This is a genomic window from Bartonella heixiaziensis, from assembly GCF_046245125.2.
In the GTDB taxonomy this organism is placed as follows: domain Bacteria; phylum Pseudomonadota; class Alphaproteobacteria; order Rhizobiales; family Rhizobiaceae; genus Bartonella; species Bartonella heixiaziensis.
The window spans coordinates 46,956-68,456 of the sequence record NZ_CP176404.1 but is presented as its reverse complement, the minus strand read 5'-3'; the positions used below and the strand labels follow the sequence as shown (position 1 = coordinate 68,456).

The following is a 21,501-nucleotide window of genomic DNA, read 5'->3' as shown; positions in this document are numbered from 1 at the left end:
ACCTCTTTGGAATTGAGAATAGAGGATTATTGCTTAGAGTGTGAACATTTTGAGTCTTTAATCTCGTTTTGTTTGTGCTTTCTGTGTTGTGACCTAAATGTTTGTTTTTTGATTATGTTTTGTGGACATAAAAATAACACATTTAGAGTCTAAGGGTTTTAATGTGCTGTTTTTTCTAACTAAAAAGAGGTCTTGCATATTTAATCTTACTTTTTACTTGGTCGTCGTTATATAAAATCTTTCAAAAAAGGTTTTAGTGTGTGTTTTCCTAATTATAGACTTCAGTTTTATTAGAAAACATTTTTTTATTAATAACAAGTAAAGCAAAAAGAGATTGTAATATGTTCGAAATCTAGTTTGCCTCGGATAATCGGCTTTTTAGTTAGGTTTTCTCTTTTTATAGTATCATGTAATGATATATGCGCGGTCTTGTGATGTACCTTCTATCTTTACGCACTAATTTCCCCCCTTTGAAAGTTATTTTATCAAAATGAGTCTTACTAATATACATTTCCGCATCACTATAGACTGTTCAAGAAAATAGCAACATAAAAATATGACTTTTTAGCAATATGGATTCTACTGTGATCTTTTTTCAACAAAAATACAGAAAAAGCTTCTATAAAACCTCAAAGTTTATAGCCTCATCTGTTGCTTTCGGTCCATCGGCTACTGCCGAGGCTCTAAGTTCTATTGCTGTAGGTTTGAATGCGCAGAGCAAAGGAGATAATTCAGCTGCTTTTGGTGATCTTATATATGCATTAAATATTATGCTTATCTCTAGATAAATACTGTAGCGTCTTAAAAAAAATTACCATTATTTCAATAAAATAAGAATAAATGTTGTTAAAATAATCCTTTACTATCATAAATTCAGCGTTAATCTTAAGCCAGCACCTCTTCCCCAATCTCCGCCAGAACTCATTGCGGATATATTAGAGCGATCTTTCCATCTTCTGACATATAACCAGCTCCAAAGGCAAAAACCGATCGACTACGCTATTAAAGACCAAAGAATATCAAAATAACTTAAATTCGATACTGCTAAACCAACAGAGGCCGCCTGTCTTGCTTCTTTCTGAACTGTCTTCATATCATATCTTAATGCTTCAAATTTTGTATCCGTGTAAGATTTTGCATCATTCACAACATTACTCATCGCATTATCCTATGGATTCAGAAAACCATTTATCTATATATTTTTTCGCATCATCAAAAACTGTCTTAATCTGCTGCTCACTGTCATGTAATTGATCACCTTTTATGGCATTATACAATCCAATAATAATCTTATCAGCAGTAGAATTATGCAAAATAACATACCGCCTATCTTGTCATAAAAATAATGCTGCATTCATTGATAATATTATTATAATATATATTTCTCTTATAAGGAAAAACCTCTCTCAAAATAAATATCGATTACTCAAATAATTCCTTTTGGAGATGATAAATGATTTTTTCACATAAAATTTCATAATAAAAAATACATTTTTATTCGAAATAAACCCATTATCTTCTATTGCTATTCATTTATGATGAGAATAACTTTCCTTCTCTTAAAATGCCACATGTAACGCATTTGATAAGAGAAGGAAAAGTTTATTTCGAATTTTCTATTGTTAATTCAGTGTTACCCTAAATCCAGCACCTACTCCCCAATGTCCCCCAGCACTCGTTGCAGATATATTAGAGCGAAATCTTCCATTTTCAGACATATAACCAGCTCCAATAGCAAATGCGGATTGACTGCGCCATAAACCACTACCAAATGAAAAACTTAATTTTCCTGGTGTATCGTCATAGCTTAAATTCGATACCGCTAAACCAATAGCTGCTGCTTGTCTTGCTTCTTTCCGAACATCTTCAATGGCATAATTCAACGTTTCAAACTTCATATCCGTATAGGATTTTGCCTCATTAACGCCATTGTTGACAAGACCGTTCACTTGATCATCCGTATACTTTTTCGCATCTTCAAGGACCGTCTTCATCTGCTGTTCTGTGTAATCATGTAACTGACCACCATTAACTGCTTGCTTAGAGCCTTCTTCAATTTTGCCATCTTTAACATTAGCAATCAAAACAGGTTCACTTTCATTCCCACCTGCTAACGTAATGCTATTGGTCTTTTTGCCATCCGCATCTTTGTCATAGTTAACAGCTCCATCCGTTACTGCTGTCGTGATATCTTTTACCTGCTGATCAATCGTATCTACCTTGGTCTCAACCTCTTTTACCTTCTCATTAACAGTCCAGAGCTGGCCACCGTTCACAACTTCTTGCGAACCTTCTTCTATCTTACCACCAGCTACATTCGTAATCTTACTCGATGCCCCTTTATGACTAGCGTCATACGATCCTTTGTCTTCATTCCAATTCAAACTATTCGTATCTCTATTATCCGAAACTTCTTTAATACGATCGTTGATACTTGACATACTATCACTGACGCCATCAAAAGCGCTCGCTACATCATTATAGATCTTCTTCTCTGATGAACTTCCATCAGAATTGAATTGCGCAACATTGAAAGTAGGTGCTGTCCACTCACCAGCCTTATAGCCAGCTCCACCACCAAAATAGGCAGAAAGCTGATTGCTCATCAAATAAAGCTGGTTGCCCGTCATCGCTTCCGTCGAACCTTCTGAGATATCACCATCTAAAAGGGACTTCAGTTTGCTCTTGCTTCTTGCATCTTCCTTACCATGAAGCGCTACAAAGGCACTCTCTTCATCACTCCACAACAACGCATTCTGCTCAATATTGTCTGATATCTCATTATGAAGCTTCGTGAATGAACTGCTTACACCAGCAAAGGCAGCCGCTACACTCTCATACTCCTGCTCTGCAGGACTTCCATCATCATTGAATGTCGTAACTTTGAAAATAGGAGCTGTCCATGCACCATTCTCATATTTAGCATTACCACCAAAATACTTCGCAAGTGTAGTATTCAAGGAATAAAGCTGAGAACCATTCACCGCTTCTGTTGAGCTTTCAGAAACCTCTCCATTTGCAAGAAACTTAATCTTACTATTCGTTTTTGCTGTTTCATCTTTTCCATGCTGCGCTACAAATGCTTTTTCAGTATCACTCCACAACAAAGAATCTTGTGCTACACCTTCAGAGACTTCCTTAATACGCTGATTCACATTCTTGATATTCGTATCAAGCCCTGCAAAAGCTGTGCCAACATCTTTAAATTCGCTTTCTGCTACTTCACCCTCTGTAGAAACTTTGGACAATTTATAGGTTGGACCAGTAAAAGCGCCATCGCTAAATGCTGTATCGCCACCCAAAAATTTGGCTACATTCTGAGTTATTGTCTCAATCTGCCCACCATTGATCACATCATGAGAATCCTTGACAATCTTACCAGCGGCAACATTATGCAAAGCAACAGTGCCTGTTTTGGGATCACCAAAAGTCACACTATTTTTATTAACTTTAGGTGCTGATCTGGTAAGTGTACTGACCTCTTCTGAAGCTTCTTCCTCATCATAAAGAACTGCCACAGAACGCACTTCTTCAATGTCATCAGAAAGTTTTGTCACATTCTCATCAAGCTGTCCCTTGTTAACTGCTTCGTCGTTCTTTTCTGCATCCTTCACACCAGAAAGTGTCCGCGCCGTATTTTTATTATCGGCAAGAGTAATCACACCACCCTCTTTTTCGCCACCAATCTTGATTATTTTCTGCTCTTCATTCCACTTAACAAGACTATTACTTACCACGTTAGTAATATCGTTTTTAACATTCGTGAAAGATGTACCAACACCAGCAAAAGCTTCTGCAACAGTATTATACTTCTTCTCTTCTTCAGTACCATCATCCTTAACAGTCTTAATCGTGAAAGTAGGAGCAATCCATTTGCCTTCTTTATCATATCCAGCGCCACCGCCAAAATAACTACCAACCATTTCACTCATAGAATAAATCTGAGAGCCATTAACAGCGTCCGTTGAATCTGCTGTAATCTTGCCAGCCGCAAGCGATGTGATCTTGCTGTTTCCTTGTGTCACTACAACTTTGCCGTCGTCTCCTTCTTCCCTCTTTTCATGCTGCGCGACAAACGCCCCCTGATCCTTGTTCCACAACAAAGCATCACCTTGAACTTCTTGCGTAATGTTCGTTACTTTTTCAGTGAATTCATTGACAACATTCGTCAAATGCGTATTCACATTCTTGAAATTCGTATCAAGACCAGCAAAAGCTGAACCAACATCGTTGTATGAATTTTCTGTTGCCGTACCATCTTCAGCAATATTTGAGATCTTATAAGTCGGAGCGCTTAAAGCACCATCTTTAAATGCCGCATTACCACCTAAAAACTTGGCAACTTCCTGAGAGATTATATTAATCTGACCACCTGTGATTGCATCACGGGAATCCTTGGCAATCTTACCATCAGCAATATTATGGAGACCTACAGCTGTCTTATCTTTACCACCAAAGGTGACATTCGCATAATCAACTTTACCATCCTTTTGTTTATCGTAATGAACAACTGCTGATTCATCAGACTGAAGACTGTTGGAAAGATCCTTTAAACCTTTCTCAAGCTGGCCTTTGTTAACGGCATCATTGTTATCTTTCGCATCATCTACGCCAGAAATAACCCGTTTCACACCGCTTTTGTTCGCAACATTGATTACAGTGCCATCTGTTTCCTTACCAATGGTAATAGGATCAGCATCTTTATCCTGCTTAACAAGGCTATCCCCTACAACTTTGTTAATCTCCTTGTTAACTTCATTATGAATGTTCGTAATAGAACTGCTAACACCTGCAAAAGCAGCGGCAACATCATCATACTTCTCTTCAGTAGCTTTACCTTCCGCATCAAATTTACTAACTACAAAACTTGGAGCGGTCCATGTGCCATTCGCATATCCAGCCCCACCGCCTAAAGACTTAGCAACCTCGCTGCCAAGCGAATAAAGCTGACTACCATTAACAGCGTCCGTTGAATCTGCTGTAATCTTGCCAGCCTGAAGGGACGTTATCTTGCTGTTTTCTTGTGTTACTACAACTTTGCCCTCGTTGTCTTTTTCCTTCTTTTCATGCTGCGCTACAAAGGCATTAGCAGTTTTACTCCAGTTCAATGAATCACTTTTTGCATCCGCAATCTCTTTGGTAACCTCTTTTTTAATATTCGTAATAGAATTATTCACATTTGAGAAAGAGGTACCAACTCCAGCAAAAGCTGTTGCTACATCATGATAGTCTTTATCTTCTGTTTTCCCATCTTCTTTCACGCTCTTAACCGTGAATGTAGGAGCACTCCACTTTCCTTCTGCATAGCTAGCGTTACCACCCAAAGATTTTGCAACCCCTGTACCCAATTTATGAAGCTGGTTACCCGTCACGGCATCCGTTGAGCTATCATTAATTGCTCCATCTAAAAGTGACGTAAGCTTGCTGTTTTCTTGTGTCACTACAACTGTGTTGTCTTCTTTTTCTTCCTTCTTTTCATGCTGCGCGACAAAGGCATGGGCTGTATCACTCCATAACAAGGCATCGCCTTTAAATTTTTGCGTAATATTCGTTACTTTATCAGTAAAATTTTTGACCTCATTCGTTAGATGCGTATTCACATTCTTGACACTCGCATCAAGACCAGCAAAAGCTGAACCAACATCGTTATATGAACTAGTCGTTACTGTACCATTGTCAGTAATATTAGAGATCTTATAAGTCGGAGCTGTCAAAGAACCTTCTTTAAATGCCGAACCACCACCAAGATAGGTCGCAACCTTATCATTTGTCTCAAAAAGCTGTGAGCCATTTATGGCATCATGTGAATCCTTAGCAATCTTACCAGTTCCAACATTATGTAATCCAACAGGGCCTGTTTTGGGATCACCAAAAGTCACATTGCTTTGTTTCGCTTTAGGTGCTGTTCTGGTAAGTGTACTGACCTCTTCTGTATCTTCTTCCTCATCATAAAAAACTGCTACAGAGCGCACTTCTTCAATTTCATTCGTAAGTGCATCTATATTTTTATCAAGCTGGGCTTTATTAACCGCTTCGTTGCCCTTTTCTGCATCCTTCACGCCAGAAAGTATTCTATCCTTACTATCCTTATCGGCAACAGTGATTGTCGTACCATCTTTTTCGCCACCAATCTTGATCAGTTTCTTCTCTTCATTCCACTTAACAAGACTATCACTTCTCATAGTGTTAATCTCATTATGAACACTCTCGAAAGAATTACCAACACTAGAAAAAGCATCCGCTACATTCTGATAAGTCTCATCAGTAATATGACCATCAGAACCGATTTGTTTGACCTTGAAAGTAGGAGCTATCCATTTGCCTTCTTTATTATATCCAGCGCCACCACCAAAATAGCCAGCAAACTGTTTTCGGAGATCATAAATCTGACCACCCGTAATCGCATCGCTCGAACCTACCACAATAGAACCATCAGCCAGCGATGTGATCTTGCTGTTTTCTTGTGTCACTACAACTTTGCCGTCTTTTTCTTCCTTCTTTTCATGCTGCGCGACAAAGGCATGAGCAGTTTTGCTCCAGTTCAAAGAATCCTGAGCAACACCTTCAGAGACTTCCTTAATGCGAGCGTTCACAGTTTTGATATTATCATCAAGTCCTTCAAAGGCAGAACCAACATTGGTGTGTGATTTATCTGTTACCTTACCATCTTTATCAATATTCGATAAGTTATAGTTTGGAGCTTGCCATTCGCCCTTCTCATTATAACCAGCACCGCCACCAAAATAGCCAGCAAACTGTTTTCGAAGATCATAAATCTGACCACCCGTAATCGCATCGCTCGAACCTACCACAATAGAACCATCAGCCAGCGATGTGATCTTGCTGTTTTCTTGCGTCACTACAACTGTGCCGTCGGCTTGTTCTTCCCTCTTTTCATGCTGCGCGACAAAGGCATGAGCAGTTTTGCTCCAGTTCAAAGAATCCTGAGCAACACCTTGCGACACTTCCTTAATGCGCGCATTCACATTCTTGACACTCGTATCAAGACCAGCAAAGGCTGAACCAACATCGTTGTATGGCTTTTCTGTTGCCGTACCATCTTCAGCAATATTTGAGATCTTATAAGTCGGAGCGCTTAAAGCACCATCTTTAAATGCCGCATTACCACCTAAAAACTTGGCAACATCCTCACCGATTGTGTTAACCTGACCACCCGTGATTGCATCATGTGAACCCTTGGCAATCTTACCATCAGCAACATTATGGAGACCTACAGCTGTCTTATCTTTACCGCCCAAAGTCACACTACTATAATTAGTTTTACCATCTGAACCTTTATCATAATGAACAACAGCTGATTCATCAGACTGAAGATTGTTCGAAAGATCCTTTAAACCTTTCTCAAGCTGTCCTTTGTTAACGGCTTCATTGTTTTTTGTCGCGTCCTTCACGCCGGAAAGAGTCCGATCCGCACCAGTCTTATTGGCAATATTGATTTCACTGCCTTCTGATTTAGCACCTATAGTGAGGAGATGTGTTGTTTTATCTTGCTGAACAAAACTTTCGCCTTCCACCTTGTTAACCACATTGTTAACCTGCTCAGTCAATTTATTCTGAACATTCGTGATAGAACTACCAACTCCACTCAAAGCAGATGCTACATCAGAATAAACCTTATCTTCAGAAACACCATCATTCTTAACCGATTTAACCGTGAATGTAGGAGCGGTCCATGTGCCACCATCATACTTGGCGCCACCGCCAAAATACTTAGCAACCTCGCTGCCAAGCGAATAAAGCTGACTACCATTAACAGCGTCCGTTGAATCTGCTGTAATCTTGCCAATTCCAACATTATGCAATGCAACAGTGCCTGTTTTAGGATCACCAAAAGTCACACTGCTTTGTTTCGCTTTAGGTGCTGTTCTGGTAAGTGTACTGACCTCTTCTGTTGTATCTTCTTCTACATCGTAGAAAACTGCTATAGAACGCACGTCTTCAATATTTTTAGAAAGAGTGGTTACGTTTTCATCAAGCTGACCTTTGTTAACGGCATCAGTATCATCAGTCCCTTTTGCCAATCCTGTTATCTTTTTACTGCCAGCACCAATACCAGCCGTCGTTATTTGCGGACCACCCGTAATCACTAAGCCGGTGGCATCTAGGGTATTTGTGCCTGCCTTTAAGCTCGTTAATGCAACATCTTGAGCTAAATCGAATTTTAACTTATTGTCTTCATCACCTTTTGCAATCTGAAGATTTGTGCTTCCAGCAGAAAAATCTACATCACCATCCATAAGAACAGTTGTACCATTTGCACCGCCAACAGAGAGTTTCCAACCGTTTTTTCTTACAACATCTTCTAAGTCTCTCAACTGCCTAACATTCACAGCATCGGCAACCTCAGAACCAGCTGCTACGCCTGTAATTTGTCTGGTTATACCCTTACTATAATCACCAACACTCACTGCGCCCCGCGTACTTTTCCATTGCGATTCGGTGTTTTTTGCAGGACCCTGCAACAGAGAAGTATAACCAGAAACACCAGCAGCCTTATTAGCTACAGAATCTCTTCCTAGAGCAACACCATCTTCCACCGAAACTACAGAATTGGCACCTATAGTGATAGCTCCCTTTCCCTGTGCTTCCGAATAAGAACCCAAAGCAATGGAGAACTCATCAATCGCCTTAGCACGATAACCAAGAGCAGTTGCACCCTGTCCTAAGGCCTGAGAAACAGAACCTAAAACAGTTGTATAATTAGCTTTTGCTAATGTATATTCACTCCACTCATCCTCCTTATGATATTCACCACCTATTGCGATACTGCTGACACCTAAAGCGCGAGACATGTGGCCCACAGCTATACTATCTTGTCCTCCTGCATATGGATAAGAACCTATAGCAACGGACTCGTCACTCCCTGCAAATGCAATATAACCAAAAGCAACCCCATTATTTTTCTCAGCAGTACTACCATAACCTACAGCAGCAGCCTGAAAACCTTGAGATTTAGCGTTCTTACCAATAGCGACCGAGCGATCTCCTCCTGCAATTGTACGACCGTCTTTGGGAAACGGTGCAGTATTTCCATGTGGAAGTTCGCCACCTATTGCGACACTTCCTTCGCCTTCAGCGAGCGCATAACGACCTATAGCAATACTGCCCCGGCTCTTCACCTCCGCATAATAACCAATAGCAACGGATTCTCTAGCTAGTACTGATACATTAGTACCAATAGCAACATTCTCGGCATATGATGTTATTTTTATCCCTTTACCAAGCGTGACATTCGTTTCTTCCGCACGCTGCATCCCAGCACTACGTGTCAATCTCGTGATGGGATCATTTCGTGAGAAATCTGATACATTAATAATATCTGTATTCTCATCATCCTGTGCAAGCCGTTGGTCTGCAGAGCTATCAACCACAAAGGACTGTGGACTAATGAGAGGCTTTTTATCTTGCACCCCTGCATTTAACGTTTTTTTCGATAGGTTATTACTGTTTGCTGTCAAAACATTGATTATAGAGCCCTCATCACTCGGACCTAGAAGAGTTTTGGTTAAAAAATTTGCATAGTCATCAGCAGCATTTACCTTGGGTGTCAAAGCAACATTCAGCGCTGTTAAATAATTTTCCTTATCACCGCCATCATAGTCATCATACGCCGAGAGAATGCTTTGGGGATAAGCAACAACAATACTCTCGGTACTTGCAAAAGGGGCTGTTATTAAATCAAAATTTGCTGAAAAACTAGGAGAAACATTTGATAAAAATGTAGCCGCTGTAGCCAACGAAAGAACTTTAACAAAAGAAAAACGAGAACGTTTTAATTCACTCGCTGCTTGTGGGGCATATAATTTTTTCATAACAAACTCTCCAATGAAAAAATTTAAAAACACCTCCAAAACATAAAAAAGACACATTTTAGCATTATTGACCTCTTTGGAATTGAGAATAGAGGATTATTGCTTAGAGTGTGAACATTTTGAGTCTTTAATCTCGTTTTGTTTGTGCTTTCTGTGTTGTGACCTAAATGTTTGTTTTTTGATTATGTTTTGTGGACATAAAAATAACACATTTAGAGTCTAAGGGTTTTAATGTGCTGTTTTTTCTAACTAAAAAGAGGTCTTGCATATTTAATCTTACTTTTTACTTGGTCGTCGTTATATAAAATCTTTCAAAAAAGGTTTTAGTGTGTGTTTTCCTAATTATAGACTTCAGTTTTATTAGAAAACATTTTTTTATTAATAACAAGTAAAGCAAAAAGAGATTGTAATATGTTCGAAATCTAGTTTGCCTCGGATAATCGGCTTTTTAGTTAGGTTTTCTCTTTTTATAGTATCATGTAATGATATATGCGCGGTCTTGTGATGTACCTTCTATCTTTACGCACTAATTTCCCCCCTTTGAAAGTTATTTTATCAAAATGAGTCTTACTAATATACATTTCCGCATCACTATAGACTGTTCAAGAAAATAGCAACATAAAAATATGACTTTTTTGTGATCTTTATAAAAAAGCATCATTATGAATCTGAGTGTGCTTTTTTATCAACACTTGTCCTCTTTTCAAAATGATTTTAATTAACCCTATTAGAAAAATTTTAAATGTGTTCTCAATACTACCAACATTGTTTCCAATATTCACCCCACACTCGTTGAGCTCTAAACTGTGCACTCTTTATACTGTATCAGTTAAATTTTATTCAATTTTACTATTTGCTACATATAAGAATTTTACTCACTTGATCACCATCATTAGCGTCATTGGCTTTTCTTCCCTTATTTTAATGCAAAATATCTGAATCGACTCTGATTTTCATCTCATTAATACTGCTATTTATATTAACTTACCGTTACTAACATCCCCAAAAGCGTCTGCAATACTCGTATAACTTTTCTCAAAGTAACGCTGCTATAAGCATTAACTGTATTTAACTGTGAAAGCAGAAGCGATTCTATTTTCTTTCCTCATCAGATCCACTACCGCTAACAAAATATGTAGCAAACTGCTTGTTTAACGAATAAAGCTGATAGCCATCCACTGCATTGGTTGATCCTGCTACAAGAAAACCCTCTTTTAGATCGAAAAGTGCCCGATTCTTTTGCTTTCACTGTTCAAAATACTGACTTTAATACAGCCTTCTGGATTTACCAATGGATAACTCTTCTTCCTTCCTTACGAGCAATAATAAATTTTGTTACTCTCATAATGGCTATAAGACCTACATTTATCGCTTAGTCTCTTTATCTTACGTAACAAGAATGTTCTTCTTCATATCAACAATCTCATTATTCAAATTTATGAAAGAATTATTCACTCGTCTGTTGTGAGATTTTATAGAGTTTTCCACCTTAATTCCCTTTATCTCTTTATTCCCACATCAACGCTAACAGTGGCCATTTTCGAACCATTCGTGATCTACTAAACCAGTTGCATCTCAAGTATTCTGCAATATTTTTACCTTATCCAGCATAATGCTATGAGCCAGATCAGACTTTATTTATTGTAATCTTTATCCTTCACAGTTCCGAAATTTTTACTTTCAGATGCCAAATCTATAATCAACGCTATAGAACTTTCACAAACAACAGAAAGCCTCCAATTTTTTATAAGCAGCCCTCTCTTAATGCCTTTAGCTGGATAATACTTACGACACCAGTGTTGAATACTAGCCGCTACTCCTACAATCTATCGCGTTTTTTATCCAAAACTTATCCCGCATCTAGTGCACTGTCTGTTGCTTAGCATTTGCTATAATAAGATTATAACCACTCATAGAAGCACCCCATAAATCCCTGCTTCTGACAACACTTTTACATAGAAATCTAAAGCTGTATAATAGTTTTCTGTTTGTCTTTGCACACTGACCAATAGAAGTTTGGAATAATATAAAGCTTTAGAAATAACTCCCATCGCTGTTGAATAATCCCCCTTTTTGGTTGTTATAGCCGTCTTTCCCTTTATCATTACATTTAGAACTTATTGCGATGCTGTTTTTACCTAAAATATACACCATACGGCCTATAGAAATGTTATCCTTTTCCAACTTCTTCTATCCAAAGTAATAGAAGCTTTCTGCTCCATCTGTGTCTTACAATTTCTAATCCATCCCCACCTTCGTTATCACCTTATTGGCACCAACAACAATAGCGGTGCCTCTATAGACTATTAGCGCGGATCAAAGTTGATAATAACAAAGCTGTATCTTCCTCGTTATCGCCTAAGGTCGCATGCACCTTGAAACCAATCTCTATTACTGTCAGAAAATTTTTTCTATTACCAAAATGATATTAACCCCAATACACCCCCTTCGTCTTCCGGCGAATGAATCATTTTGTGAGGTATTAGATACATCAACAATCTTATGTCCCTACCATTTTCACTGAAATGTTAGGTTGTCAGACCATCGCGAATAGATAGCCGTGGAATGAAGATAGATCCTTCTATATTGTTTACTCTATACTTCATTTTCTTTTCGATAAATTATAGCCGTTTGGCTATAGAAACATGCATGGATAATATTATTATCGCTCTCACTCAAAAAATTATTGATTTAAAATATGCATAATTTCTTGAAGAATTAACTGCTTACGTTACCGCCACACTCAGTGCTATTAAATAATTGCTTTTTGATACACTAGGGGCATCCAAAAGACCGGCATAGTCAATACAAGCAAAGATCGCACTTTATGGAATATGTCTCTGCAATACTCTTGATAATTTCAAAAAATACTTTTCTTGAATCAAGTTTTTCTGGAATAACAAAAAAAGCATTCGATAAAAGAGCAATCACTAAAAAAATTAACAAAATAAAAAAGAAAAGGTATTTTTGATTAATAGTAAAAAGAAAATTAACTTTTTAAAAGCTATGGATCATTATCTATTTCCAATTGTTTCTTTCTATTTTTAACTAGAATATTTCCCGTTAACTTTTAGCCTCTCACTTATAAAATAAAAAACAAGTAAAACAACAAGAATAAAAATAGAACGCTTTTTAACATTTGAAAAAGTGATTAGAAAGTAGGTGGAGAGCTAATTTGTTATATCTAAAGTCTTATAGAAAGCTTCCATAAATCGTTAAATTCTGTATTGGGTATTTGTTTTTTAGTCTAATTGTACATTTATTGATTTTTATAAAAAATGTTTTGCTCCTGCTTAACTAAAGCAGGGGCAAACACAAAATTCTCAAAATATTTGTTTTTTTTATCATTAATTCAGCGTTAAGCTCAGTCCTACACCTACACCCCAGCGACCTCCAGCACTCGTGACAGATAAACTGGAACGAATATTTCCATCTTCAGATGTATAACCAGCACCAAAAGCAAACGCGGATTGATTAAGCCATATACCACTACCAAACGCAACACTCAACTTCCCCGGAGCATCATTGTAACGTAAATTAGACGAAACTTCTTTAATACGATCGTTGATACTTGACATACTATCACTGACGCCATCAAAAGCGCTCGCTACATCATTATAGATCTTCTTTTCAGATGAACTTCCATCTGTAGTGAATTGCGAAACCTTGAATTCCGGCGCTTTCCACTCTCCATCCTTATAGCCAGCTCCACCACCAAAATACTTCGCAGACATCATGAGCGTTTTCGGTAATTTTACCAGCGGCAACCTTATGCAAACCAACCTGCCCCTGGCTCAGATTTCCAAAAGTTACACTCTTCTTATTCACTTTACGCGCTGATCTGGTAAGTGTACTGCCCTCTTCTGTATCTTCTTCCTCATCATAAAGAACCGCCACAGAACGCACGTCTTCAATATTTTTAGAAAGAGTGGTTACGTTTTCATCAAGCTGACCCTTGTTAACTGCATCAGTATCGCCGCTACCAGCTGCTACCCCTATAATTTGCCGCGTTTCGCTCCCATTACCAACACTCACTGCACCCCGCGTACTTTTCCATTACGATTCGGTATTTGTTGCAGGACCCTGCAGCAAAGGAGTATAACCAAAAACACCAGGTGCCCTATTGGCTACAGAATCGCTTCCTAGAGCAACGCCCCCTGCCACTTTCACCTGCGTTTTAAAGCCTAGAGCTGTACCGGCGTTCTCCTCCACCCGTATAAAACGACCAACAGCAACCGCGTCATTCCCTAGTGTTTCTGTGTTAGCACCAACAACGACAGATCCGCCTCTATGAATTTGCGACTTAGAACCAATGACAACAGACGATGCTAGATCTTTACTGTCATCATCGTCTAACCGTGCTTGCGCTTTATAACCAATAACAACACACTCCGTGGTTTTCGCATTAATGATTACACCAAAAATGACATTATTTCCCGATACATCACGTTGCATTCCCTCAGTTGAACCACTCCGCAAGATATTAGATACATTAATAATATCTGTATTCTCATCATTTTCTGCAAACGGTTGGTCTGCAGAGCTATCAACCACAAACGACTGTAAACTAATGAGAGATTTTTTATCTTGCCCCCCTGCATTTAACGTTTTTTTCGATAGGTTATTACTGTTTGCTGTCAAAACATTGATTATAGAGCCCTCATCACTCGGACCTAGAAGAGTTTTGGTTAAAAAATTTGTATAGTCTTCAGAAGCATTTACCTTGGATGTCAAAGCAACATTCAGCGCTGTTAAATAATTTTCCTTATCATCGTCATCATACGCTGAGAGAATGCTTTGGGGATAAGCAACAACAATACTCTTGGCACTTTCAAAAGGGGCTCTTGTTAAATCAAAATTTGCTGAAAAACTAGGAGAAACATTTGATAAAAATGCAACCATTGCAGCAAATGAAACACCCTTAACCAAAATGAAACACCCTTAACCAAAGAGAATAGATAAGGAGAACGAGGATAATTTACATCATTGCGTGCTCGTGTGGTATATAATTTTTTTATAATAAATTCTCCAAGTAAGGAAAAAATATATTTAGAACATCAAAAAGACATATTTCAGCGTTATCGGGGCTCCAGGATTTTGATTTTTTCTTTTTTACAGGTTTCGGGTTGTCGTAGTAGAAAAAGGGATTATTTAAGTCTTTAATAGTATCGCCATAAGGAGTGATCAGCCATTCGTTTAAAGGGATTTTTGTTTTTAAGCGGTGTTTTTTTCCAAAGCAGTTTATGAAGTTGGGAATTAAGAAAAAGGTTGGTTAGACATAAAAAAGGCATAATTTGGCGCCATTTTTCAGGTGTTGAGTTTATACTTTTAAAGTAATTGATTTTGTTTTGTGTGTTACTAAGAGGTGATGAGGGTTATTTAGTAAAGCTCAAAATCGAGAAATTTGCATATTGGTTTTACTGCTAATTGCTAAAGTTAATGTTCCTTTGTTCTGAAAGGAATTTTGACTTATAGGTGTTTTTAACACTTAGCTTTTTTAAATGGAAGAAAACATTCTAATAAACACCTCGTATCTTACGGAAAAAATGTAATTTTTTTCTACCAAAAGTGAGATCTTATTGATATTTTATTAGCTACAGAACTTTAGATTAAATAGCAAGAAGAAAATGTACTTTCTTAGCTAAGCTCATTAGAAATTATGGAATATACTTCTGTGAAATTTTAGCTTTAAGTAAGATACTTTTTATCTATAAAATCTTCGCCCATACTTGATTAGGTACGGGCGAAAATTTTATTAAGTTTTCGTTTTTTGTATTATTTTATTTTCAGAGTGATTGCACCACCTACTCCCCAATGACCACCAGCGCTCGTGGCAGAGAGATTAGAGCGGATTTTTCCGTTTTCAGATGTATAACCAGCACCAAGAGCAAATGCGGATTGCCCACGCCATGCGCCGCTACCAAATGAGACACTCAAAGATCCTGGGTCGTCGAAGTAACGTAGGTTGGATACTGCTAAACCAACGGCTGCGGCTTGTCTTGCCTCTTTGCGTACACTCTTAATGTCATAACTTAAAATATTAAACTTCGTATCTGTATATTGGTTAGCCCGATCAACGGCATCATCAATAGCATTGATAACAATATTATTCACCCGTTGATCTGTGTAGTGCTTTGTTTCATCAAGAATGATCTTCATCTGTTCTTGGGTATAATCATGGAGCTGACCACCATTTACAGCTTCTTTCGAGCCTGTTCCAATTTTACCATCAGCTACATTATCAATCATAACAGGTTCACTTTCGTTGCCACCTTGTAGAGTGATCTTATTGGTCTTTTTACCATCAGCATCTTTATCATAGTTAACTGCACCATCAGAAATATTATTAACCGTATTCTCAATATTATCAACTCTGTTTTCAATATTGAAAACCGTTTCACCAATATTCGTAACCGTAGTGGAAATATTGTCGACTCTGTTTTCGATATGCTTGACATCTTTCTCAACGCCAGTGATCCGTTCGTTGGTCTGCCAAAGCTGTCCGCCATTGACTGCATCTTTTGAACCTTCTGCAATTGTACCATCTGCTACATTGATAATTTTACTTGGTTGACCATCATGGCTAGCGTCATAGGCTTTTTTCTGCCCATTCCAATTTAAACCATTGGACGAAACATTGTTTTCAACATTTTGAATGCGGTTGTTTATCTTGGACATACTCTCACTTACGCCGTCAAAAGCATTGGCAACGTCATGATAGGTCTTCTTCTCACCAGAACTACCGTCATTATTGAATTGTGCTATCTTGAAATTAGGAGCAGTCCATTTTCCATTATTATAGCCAGCGCCACCACCAAAATACGCAGCCAATTGGTTGCTCATCAAATAAAGTTGCGAACCATTTACAGCATCCGTTGAGTTAGCAGAAATATCTCCATTGGCAAGAAACTTAATTTTGCTATTGGTTCTTTCCTCTCCATGCTGTGCTACAAATGCCTGATCATCATTGCTCCACAACAAGGCGTCGCCTTTAACTTCTTGTGAAATATTATTGATTTGTTGTGTAAAATTATTGACCACATTCGTTAAATGATCATTCACATGCCTTACATTTGCATCAAGACCTGTCAAAGCGTCACCAACATTTTCAAAGGTTTTCTGAACCACCTCACCATTCGCAGAAACTGTAGATAAATTATACTCCGGTCCCCAAAAATCACCATCACTAAATTCCGCACTCCCACCAAAGTATTTTGCTATATCTTGGAAGATTTGATTAATTTGGCCCCCATTTACTGCATCATGCGAATTTTTAGCAATTTTGCCAGCTTTGACATTAAGGAGAGCTACTGGCTCTTTATTTTTATCGCCACCTAAAGTTACGCTACCATAATTAATGGCACCGTTTTCTTTATCGTAGAGAACTGCAGCAGCTGTTGTGAGATTAATATTATTAGAAATCTTCTCTATACTTTTATCAAGCTGGGCTTTATTAACAGCTTCATCACTCCACTCTGCAGCTTTTACACCGGAAATTGTACGAGCATCACCTGATTTGTTTGCAACATTGATTTCAGTACCACCTGTTAACTCACCAATGGTGATAGCACCTTCACTTTTCTCCTGTTTAACGAGACTATTTTTCGTCGCATTCGTAATCTGATTTTGGATATTCGTGATAGAATTATCAACAGCACTAAAAGCAGATCCAAAATCATTATGTGACTTACCCTGAATAGTGTAAGTGGGAGCTTTACCGTTAGATACATCTGCACCACCACCAAAATACTTTGATATATTTTGAGAAATTTTTGAGAGATTATTCGTAACAGTGGTAACATTCTGATTGGTCGCAAATAATTGTGAACCATTTACTGCATCGGTTGAATCTTCAGAAATATCTCCCTTGGCAAGAAACTTAATTTTGCTATTGGTTTTTCCCTCTCCATGTTGTGCTACAAATGCCTCTTCTTCCTTGCTCCACAACAAGGCATCGCCTTTAACTTCTTGAGTAATATTATTGATTCGTTGTGTAAAATCATTTGTCACATTTGTCAGATGGGTATTCACATTCTTTACATTTGCATCAAGCCCACTCAAAGCTGAGCCAACATCAGTAAAGGTTTTCTGAACCACCTCACCATCCGCAGAAACTGTAGATAAATTATACTGTGGTCCTTTAAAGTTACCATTCTCGAATGAGGCATCACCACCAAAATAGTTTGCAATATCTCCAGATATTTTTTCAATCTGGCTGCCATTGATCGCATCATGCGAATTTTTAGCAATTGTACCAGCTTTGACATTAAGGAGAGCTACTGGCTCTTTATTTTTATCGCCACCTAAAGTTATACTACCATAATTAACGGCACCATTTTCTTTATCGTAGAGAACTGCAGCAGCAGTTGTGAGATTAATATTATTAGAAATTTTCTCTATACTTTTATCAAGCTGTTCTTTGTTAACAGCTTCATCATTCCGCTCTGCAGCTTTTACACCGGAAATTGTACGAGCATCACCTGATTTGTTCGCAACATTGATTTCAGTACCACCTGTTGCCATACCAATGGTGATAGTATCTGCATCTCCTTCCTGTTTAACGAGGCTATTTTTCGTTGCATCCGTAATCTGATTTTGGATATTCGTGATAGAATTATTGACAGAACTAAAAGCAGAACCCACATCGTGATATTCAGTGTTCTGAATCGTATAGGTTGGTGCTTTATTAGCAACCACATCTGCACCACCGCCCAAATAACTTGATATATTCTTATTTGCCCCATTAAAAGCCGTAACTAAATTAACAACTGTCTGATTGGTGTTAGCAACTGTCTGATTGGTCTCAAAGAGCTGCGAACCATTTACAGCATCCGTTGAATCTTCAGAAATATCTCCATTGGCAAGAAACTTAATTTTGCTATTGGTTTTTCCCTCTCCATGCTGTGCTACAAATGCCTCTTCTTCCTTGCTCCACAACAAAGCGTCCCCTTTAACTTCTTGTGTAATATTATTGATTCGTTGTGTAAAATCATTTGTCACATTTGTCAGATGGGTATTCACATTCTTTACATTTGCATCAAGACCTGTCAAAGCTGAGCCAACGTCATAGTAGCTAGCATTTGCTATGTTACCATCTTCAACAATAACAGATAAACTATATTTGGGTCCTTTAAAGTTACCATTCTCGAATGACGCACCACCACCAAAATAATTTGCTACATCTCGAGATATTTTTTCAATCTGGCTACCATTGATCGCATCATGCGAATTTTTAGCAATTGCACCATCTTGTACATTATGGAGAGCTACTGGCTCTTTATTTTTATCGCCACCTAAAGTTATACTACCATAATTAACGGCACCATTTTCTTTATCATAGAGAACTGCAAAGCTATTTGCTTCTTTAATGACCTTAATACTGTCTGTGATATCTGCAATTTCACCATCAAGTTGTTTTTTATTAACAGCTTCATCATCCTTAACTGCTTCTTTCACACCGGAAATTGTACGAGCACCATCTGATTTGTTTGCAATGTTAATCTCTGTACCTTCTATTTCCTTACCGATGGTAATACGATTTGTCTCTTTTTCTCGCTTGACAAGGCTATTGCTTTTTATGGTGTCAACAACATCTGCAATCTGACCATCGAGCTGTTGTTTATTAACAGCTTCATCATCCTTAACTGCAGCTTTCACACCGGAAATTGTCCTATCTTCACCCGATTTATTTGCAACATTGATTTCAGAACCATCTGTTGCCATACCAATGGTGATACGACCTGCTTCTCCATCATCTTGCTTAACAAGACTATTTTCTGCTATTTGATTTTTTATCTCTTGTAGCTGCGCAAAATTCACCGCATCATTAGATGCTTCCCCAGCTGCTACTCCTGTAATCTTTTGTTTGCCAGCATCAATACCATCCACAGTTATTCTAGCCCCATCATCAAACATAATGCCATCATTACTCATAGAGCTTCTTCCAGCGGTAACTCGCTCCACTGTAATATTATCTGCTAGATCAAATTTTACATTATTGTCTTCCGCACCTTTTGTGATCTTAAGGTTGTTACTTGCAGCCGACAAATCTACAGTATCTTTTATACCAACGGCTTTAGCATTTTCACCTCCAACAGACAAATTCCAACCTTTGTCGACGTAAATTTCTAACGCTTTTAGCTGTGCAACATTAACGGCATCATACAATTTAGTACCAGCTGCCACTCCTACAATCTGGCGCGTTTTTTGTGATTCAGCATCACCAACACTCACTGCACCTAGCGTACTTTTCCATGCAAAGTTGTCAGACTGTGTAAGACCTTTAGCTAAAGAACTATAACCATGCTCTCCAGCAGCAACATTAGCCACAGACTCGCTCCCAATCGCAACACCTGAATCTACATTCACTTTTGAATAAGCACCAAAAGCTACAGATTTCACACTGTTCGCCTTAGCACGATGTCCAACAGCAATTGATTCTTCGCCCGTCGCTATTGTACGTCCCTCAGGGGGGATCGGGTTATCAGACCATCTACCTTCACCACCTATTGCGATACTTTTTTTACCTACAGCGTACGCCAAATGACCTACAGCAACAGTAACGCTATTATCCACCTGCGCACCATAACCAACAGCAACCACATCTGCGGCGTTTACTATTATCTTGGCACCAAGAGCAGTAATATCACTACTATTATGGAATTTTTCGGGCTTTGTTATATCATTACCAAATATGACATTAGTACCCTCTACGTCACGTTGCAGTCCGGTACCGCGCTGCATTCTAGCCATAGAGTCATTGCGCGAAGGATTCAATGCAGCAATAATCGCTGTATTCTCACCATTCTGTGAACTGATGATCAATTTTTTATATTGCCCGCCTGTATCTAATGTTCTTTCCAATGAGTTTTTGCCATCTGTCCTCAAAACATTCACAATAGGATCATCATTACTTATACCAGAAAGGGTTTTGGTTAAAAAATTTGCATAGTCATCAGAAGCATCAACTTTTGGCACCATTGCCACATTCAATGCTGTTAAATAATTTTCCTTATCACCATCATAGTAATCATACGCAGAGATAATGCTTTGCGGATAAACCACGGCAGCATTCTTCACATTTTCAAGAGATGCTTTTGTTAAATCGAGATTTGCTGAAAAAACAGGAGAAGCATTCGATAAAAACAATGCCACTGCAGTTCCGAACGAAGCCACTTTAAACAATGATGATCGATGATGTGAACGAGAAAAACTCAAATCACGCAGATTTTGTGTAGTATATAATTTTTTCATAATACCCCCTCATAACAATAGATTAAAAACACAAAAAAGGTGTGTTCTAGAGCTCTAAATTTTTCCTATTTCCCTTGCGTGTTCCTACTTTTACAGCATGTTTTAGGACATAAATAAAATTAAGACATAAGCTGTTTTTTCTACAGCGCCTTTAGAGGGTAATTAGAAGCAGGTTCGTGAAAGTCAATTTGAGGAAGGTAAAAAAACACTTAATATTAGAATATGTTTCATATTTTCTATCAAAGGTTGTGCATTGTTTTTAGCTTTGACCTCTTTGAAAGAGGTATAATTTTTGTGCCTATTGATCATCCGTTTAGGCATCAGTTTATTTTTCGTGAATAAGATTTTTTACTTCATTAGAGGATTGATGAAAGCTTTTTACTAAAATGCCCCTGCTTTTATGAAGCAGGGGCAA

The 21,501-nt window shown here is 38.1% G+C and carries 6 protein-coding genes and 1 pseudogene; 1 reads left to right on the top strand and 6 read right to left on the bottom strand.

From position 1 onward, the window contains the following. Positions 1 to 572 precede the first annotated feature (572 nt). Positions 573 to 788 carry a hypothetical protein gene (locus tag ACKC4Y_RS00195; protein ID WP_409361444.1) on the top strand — a complete coding sequence of 72 codons (216 nt, stop codon included), beginning with the start codon at positions 573 to 575 and terminating at the stop codon, positions 786 to 788. A gap of 206 nt (positions 789 to 994) precedes the next feature. On the opposite strand, the gene ACKC4Y_RS00190 is transcribed toward ACKC4Y_RS00195, so the two are convergent. The 6 genes and pseudogenes from ACKC4Y_RS00190 to ACKC4Y_RS00165 form a co-directional block, all read right to left on the bottom strand. Continuing rightward, positions 995 to 1,159 carry a hypothetical protein gene (locus ACKC4Y_RS00190; RefSeq protein WP_409361443.1) on the bottom strand — a complete coding sequence of 55 codons (165 nt, stop codon included), beginning with the start codon at positions 1,157 to 1,159 and terminating at the stop codon, positions 995 to 997. Between the two features lie 463 nt (positions 1,160 to 1,622). Beyond that, positions 1,623 to 9,833, bottom strand: coding sequence for a Vomp family autotransporter (locus ACKC4Y_RS00185; RefSeq protein ID WP_409361442.1), 8,211 nt, complete (start codon positions 9,831 to 9,833; stop codon positions 1,623 to 1,625). Positions 9,834 to 13,180: 3,347 nt separating this feature from the next. Next, positions 13,181 to 13,375, bottom strand: a pseudogene (locus tag ACKC4Y_RS00180) (YadA-like family protein); the annotation flags it as partial. 154 nt (positions 13,376 to 13,529) lie between these two features. Beyond that, positions 13,530 to 13,868 carry a hypothetical protein gene (locus ACKC4Y_RS00175; protein ID WP_409361441.1) on the bottom strand — a complete coding sequence of 113 codons (339 nt, stop codon included), beginning with the start codon at positions 13,866 to 13,868 and terminating at the stop codon, positions 13,530 to 13,532. 21 nt (positions 13,869 to 13,889) lie between these two features. After that, the gene (locus ACKC4Y_RS00170; RefSeq protein ID WP_409361440.1) at positions 13,890 to 14,762 is read right to left on the bottom strand and encodes a hypothetical protein; all 873 of its coding nucleotides are present in this window, start codon (positions 14,760 to 14,762) and stop codon (positions 13,890 to 13,892) included. A gap of 846 nt (positions 14,763 to 15,608) precedes the next feature. After that, on the bottom strand, positions 15,609 to 21,086 hold the full coding sequence (locus tag ACKC4Y_RS00165) for a Vomp family autotransporter (protein WP_409361439.1): 5,478 nt from the start codon (positions 21,084 to 21,086) through the stop codon (positions 15,609 to 15,611). Between the last annotated feature and the right edge of the window lie 415 nt (positions 21,087 to 21,501).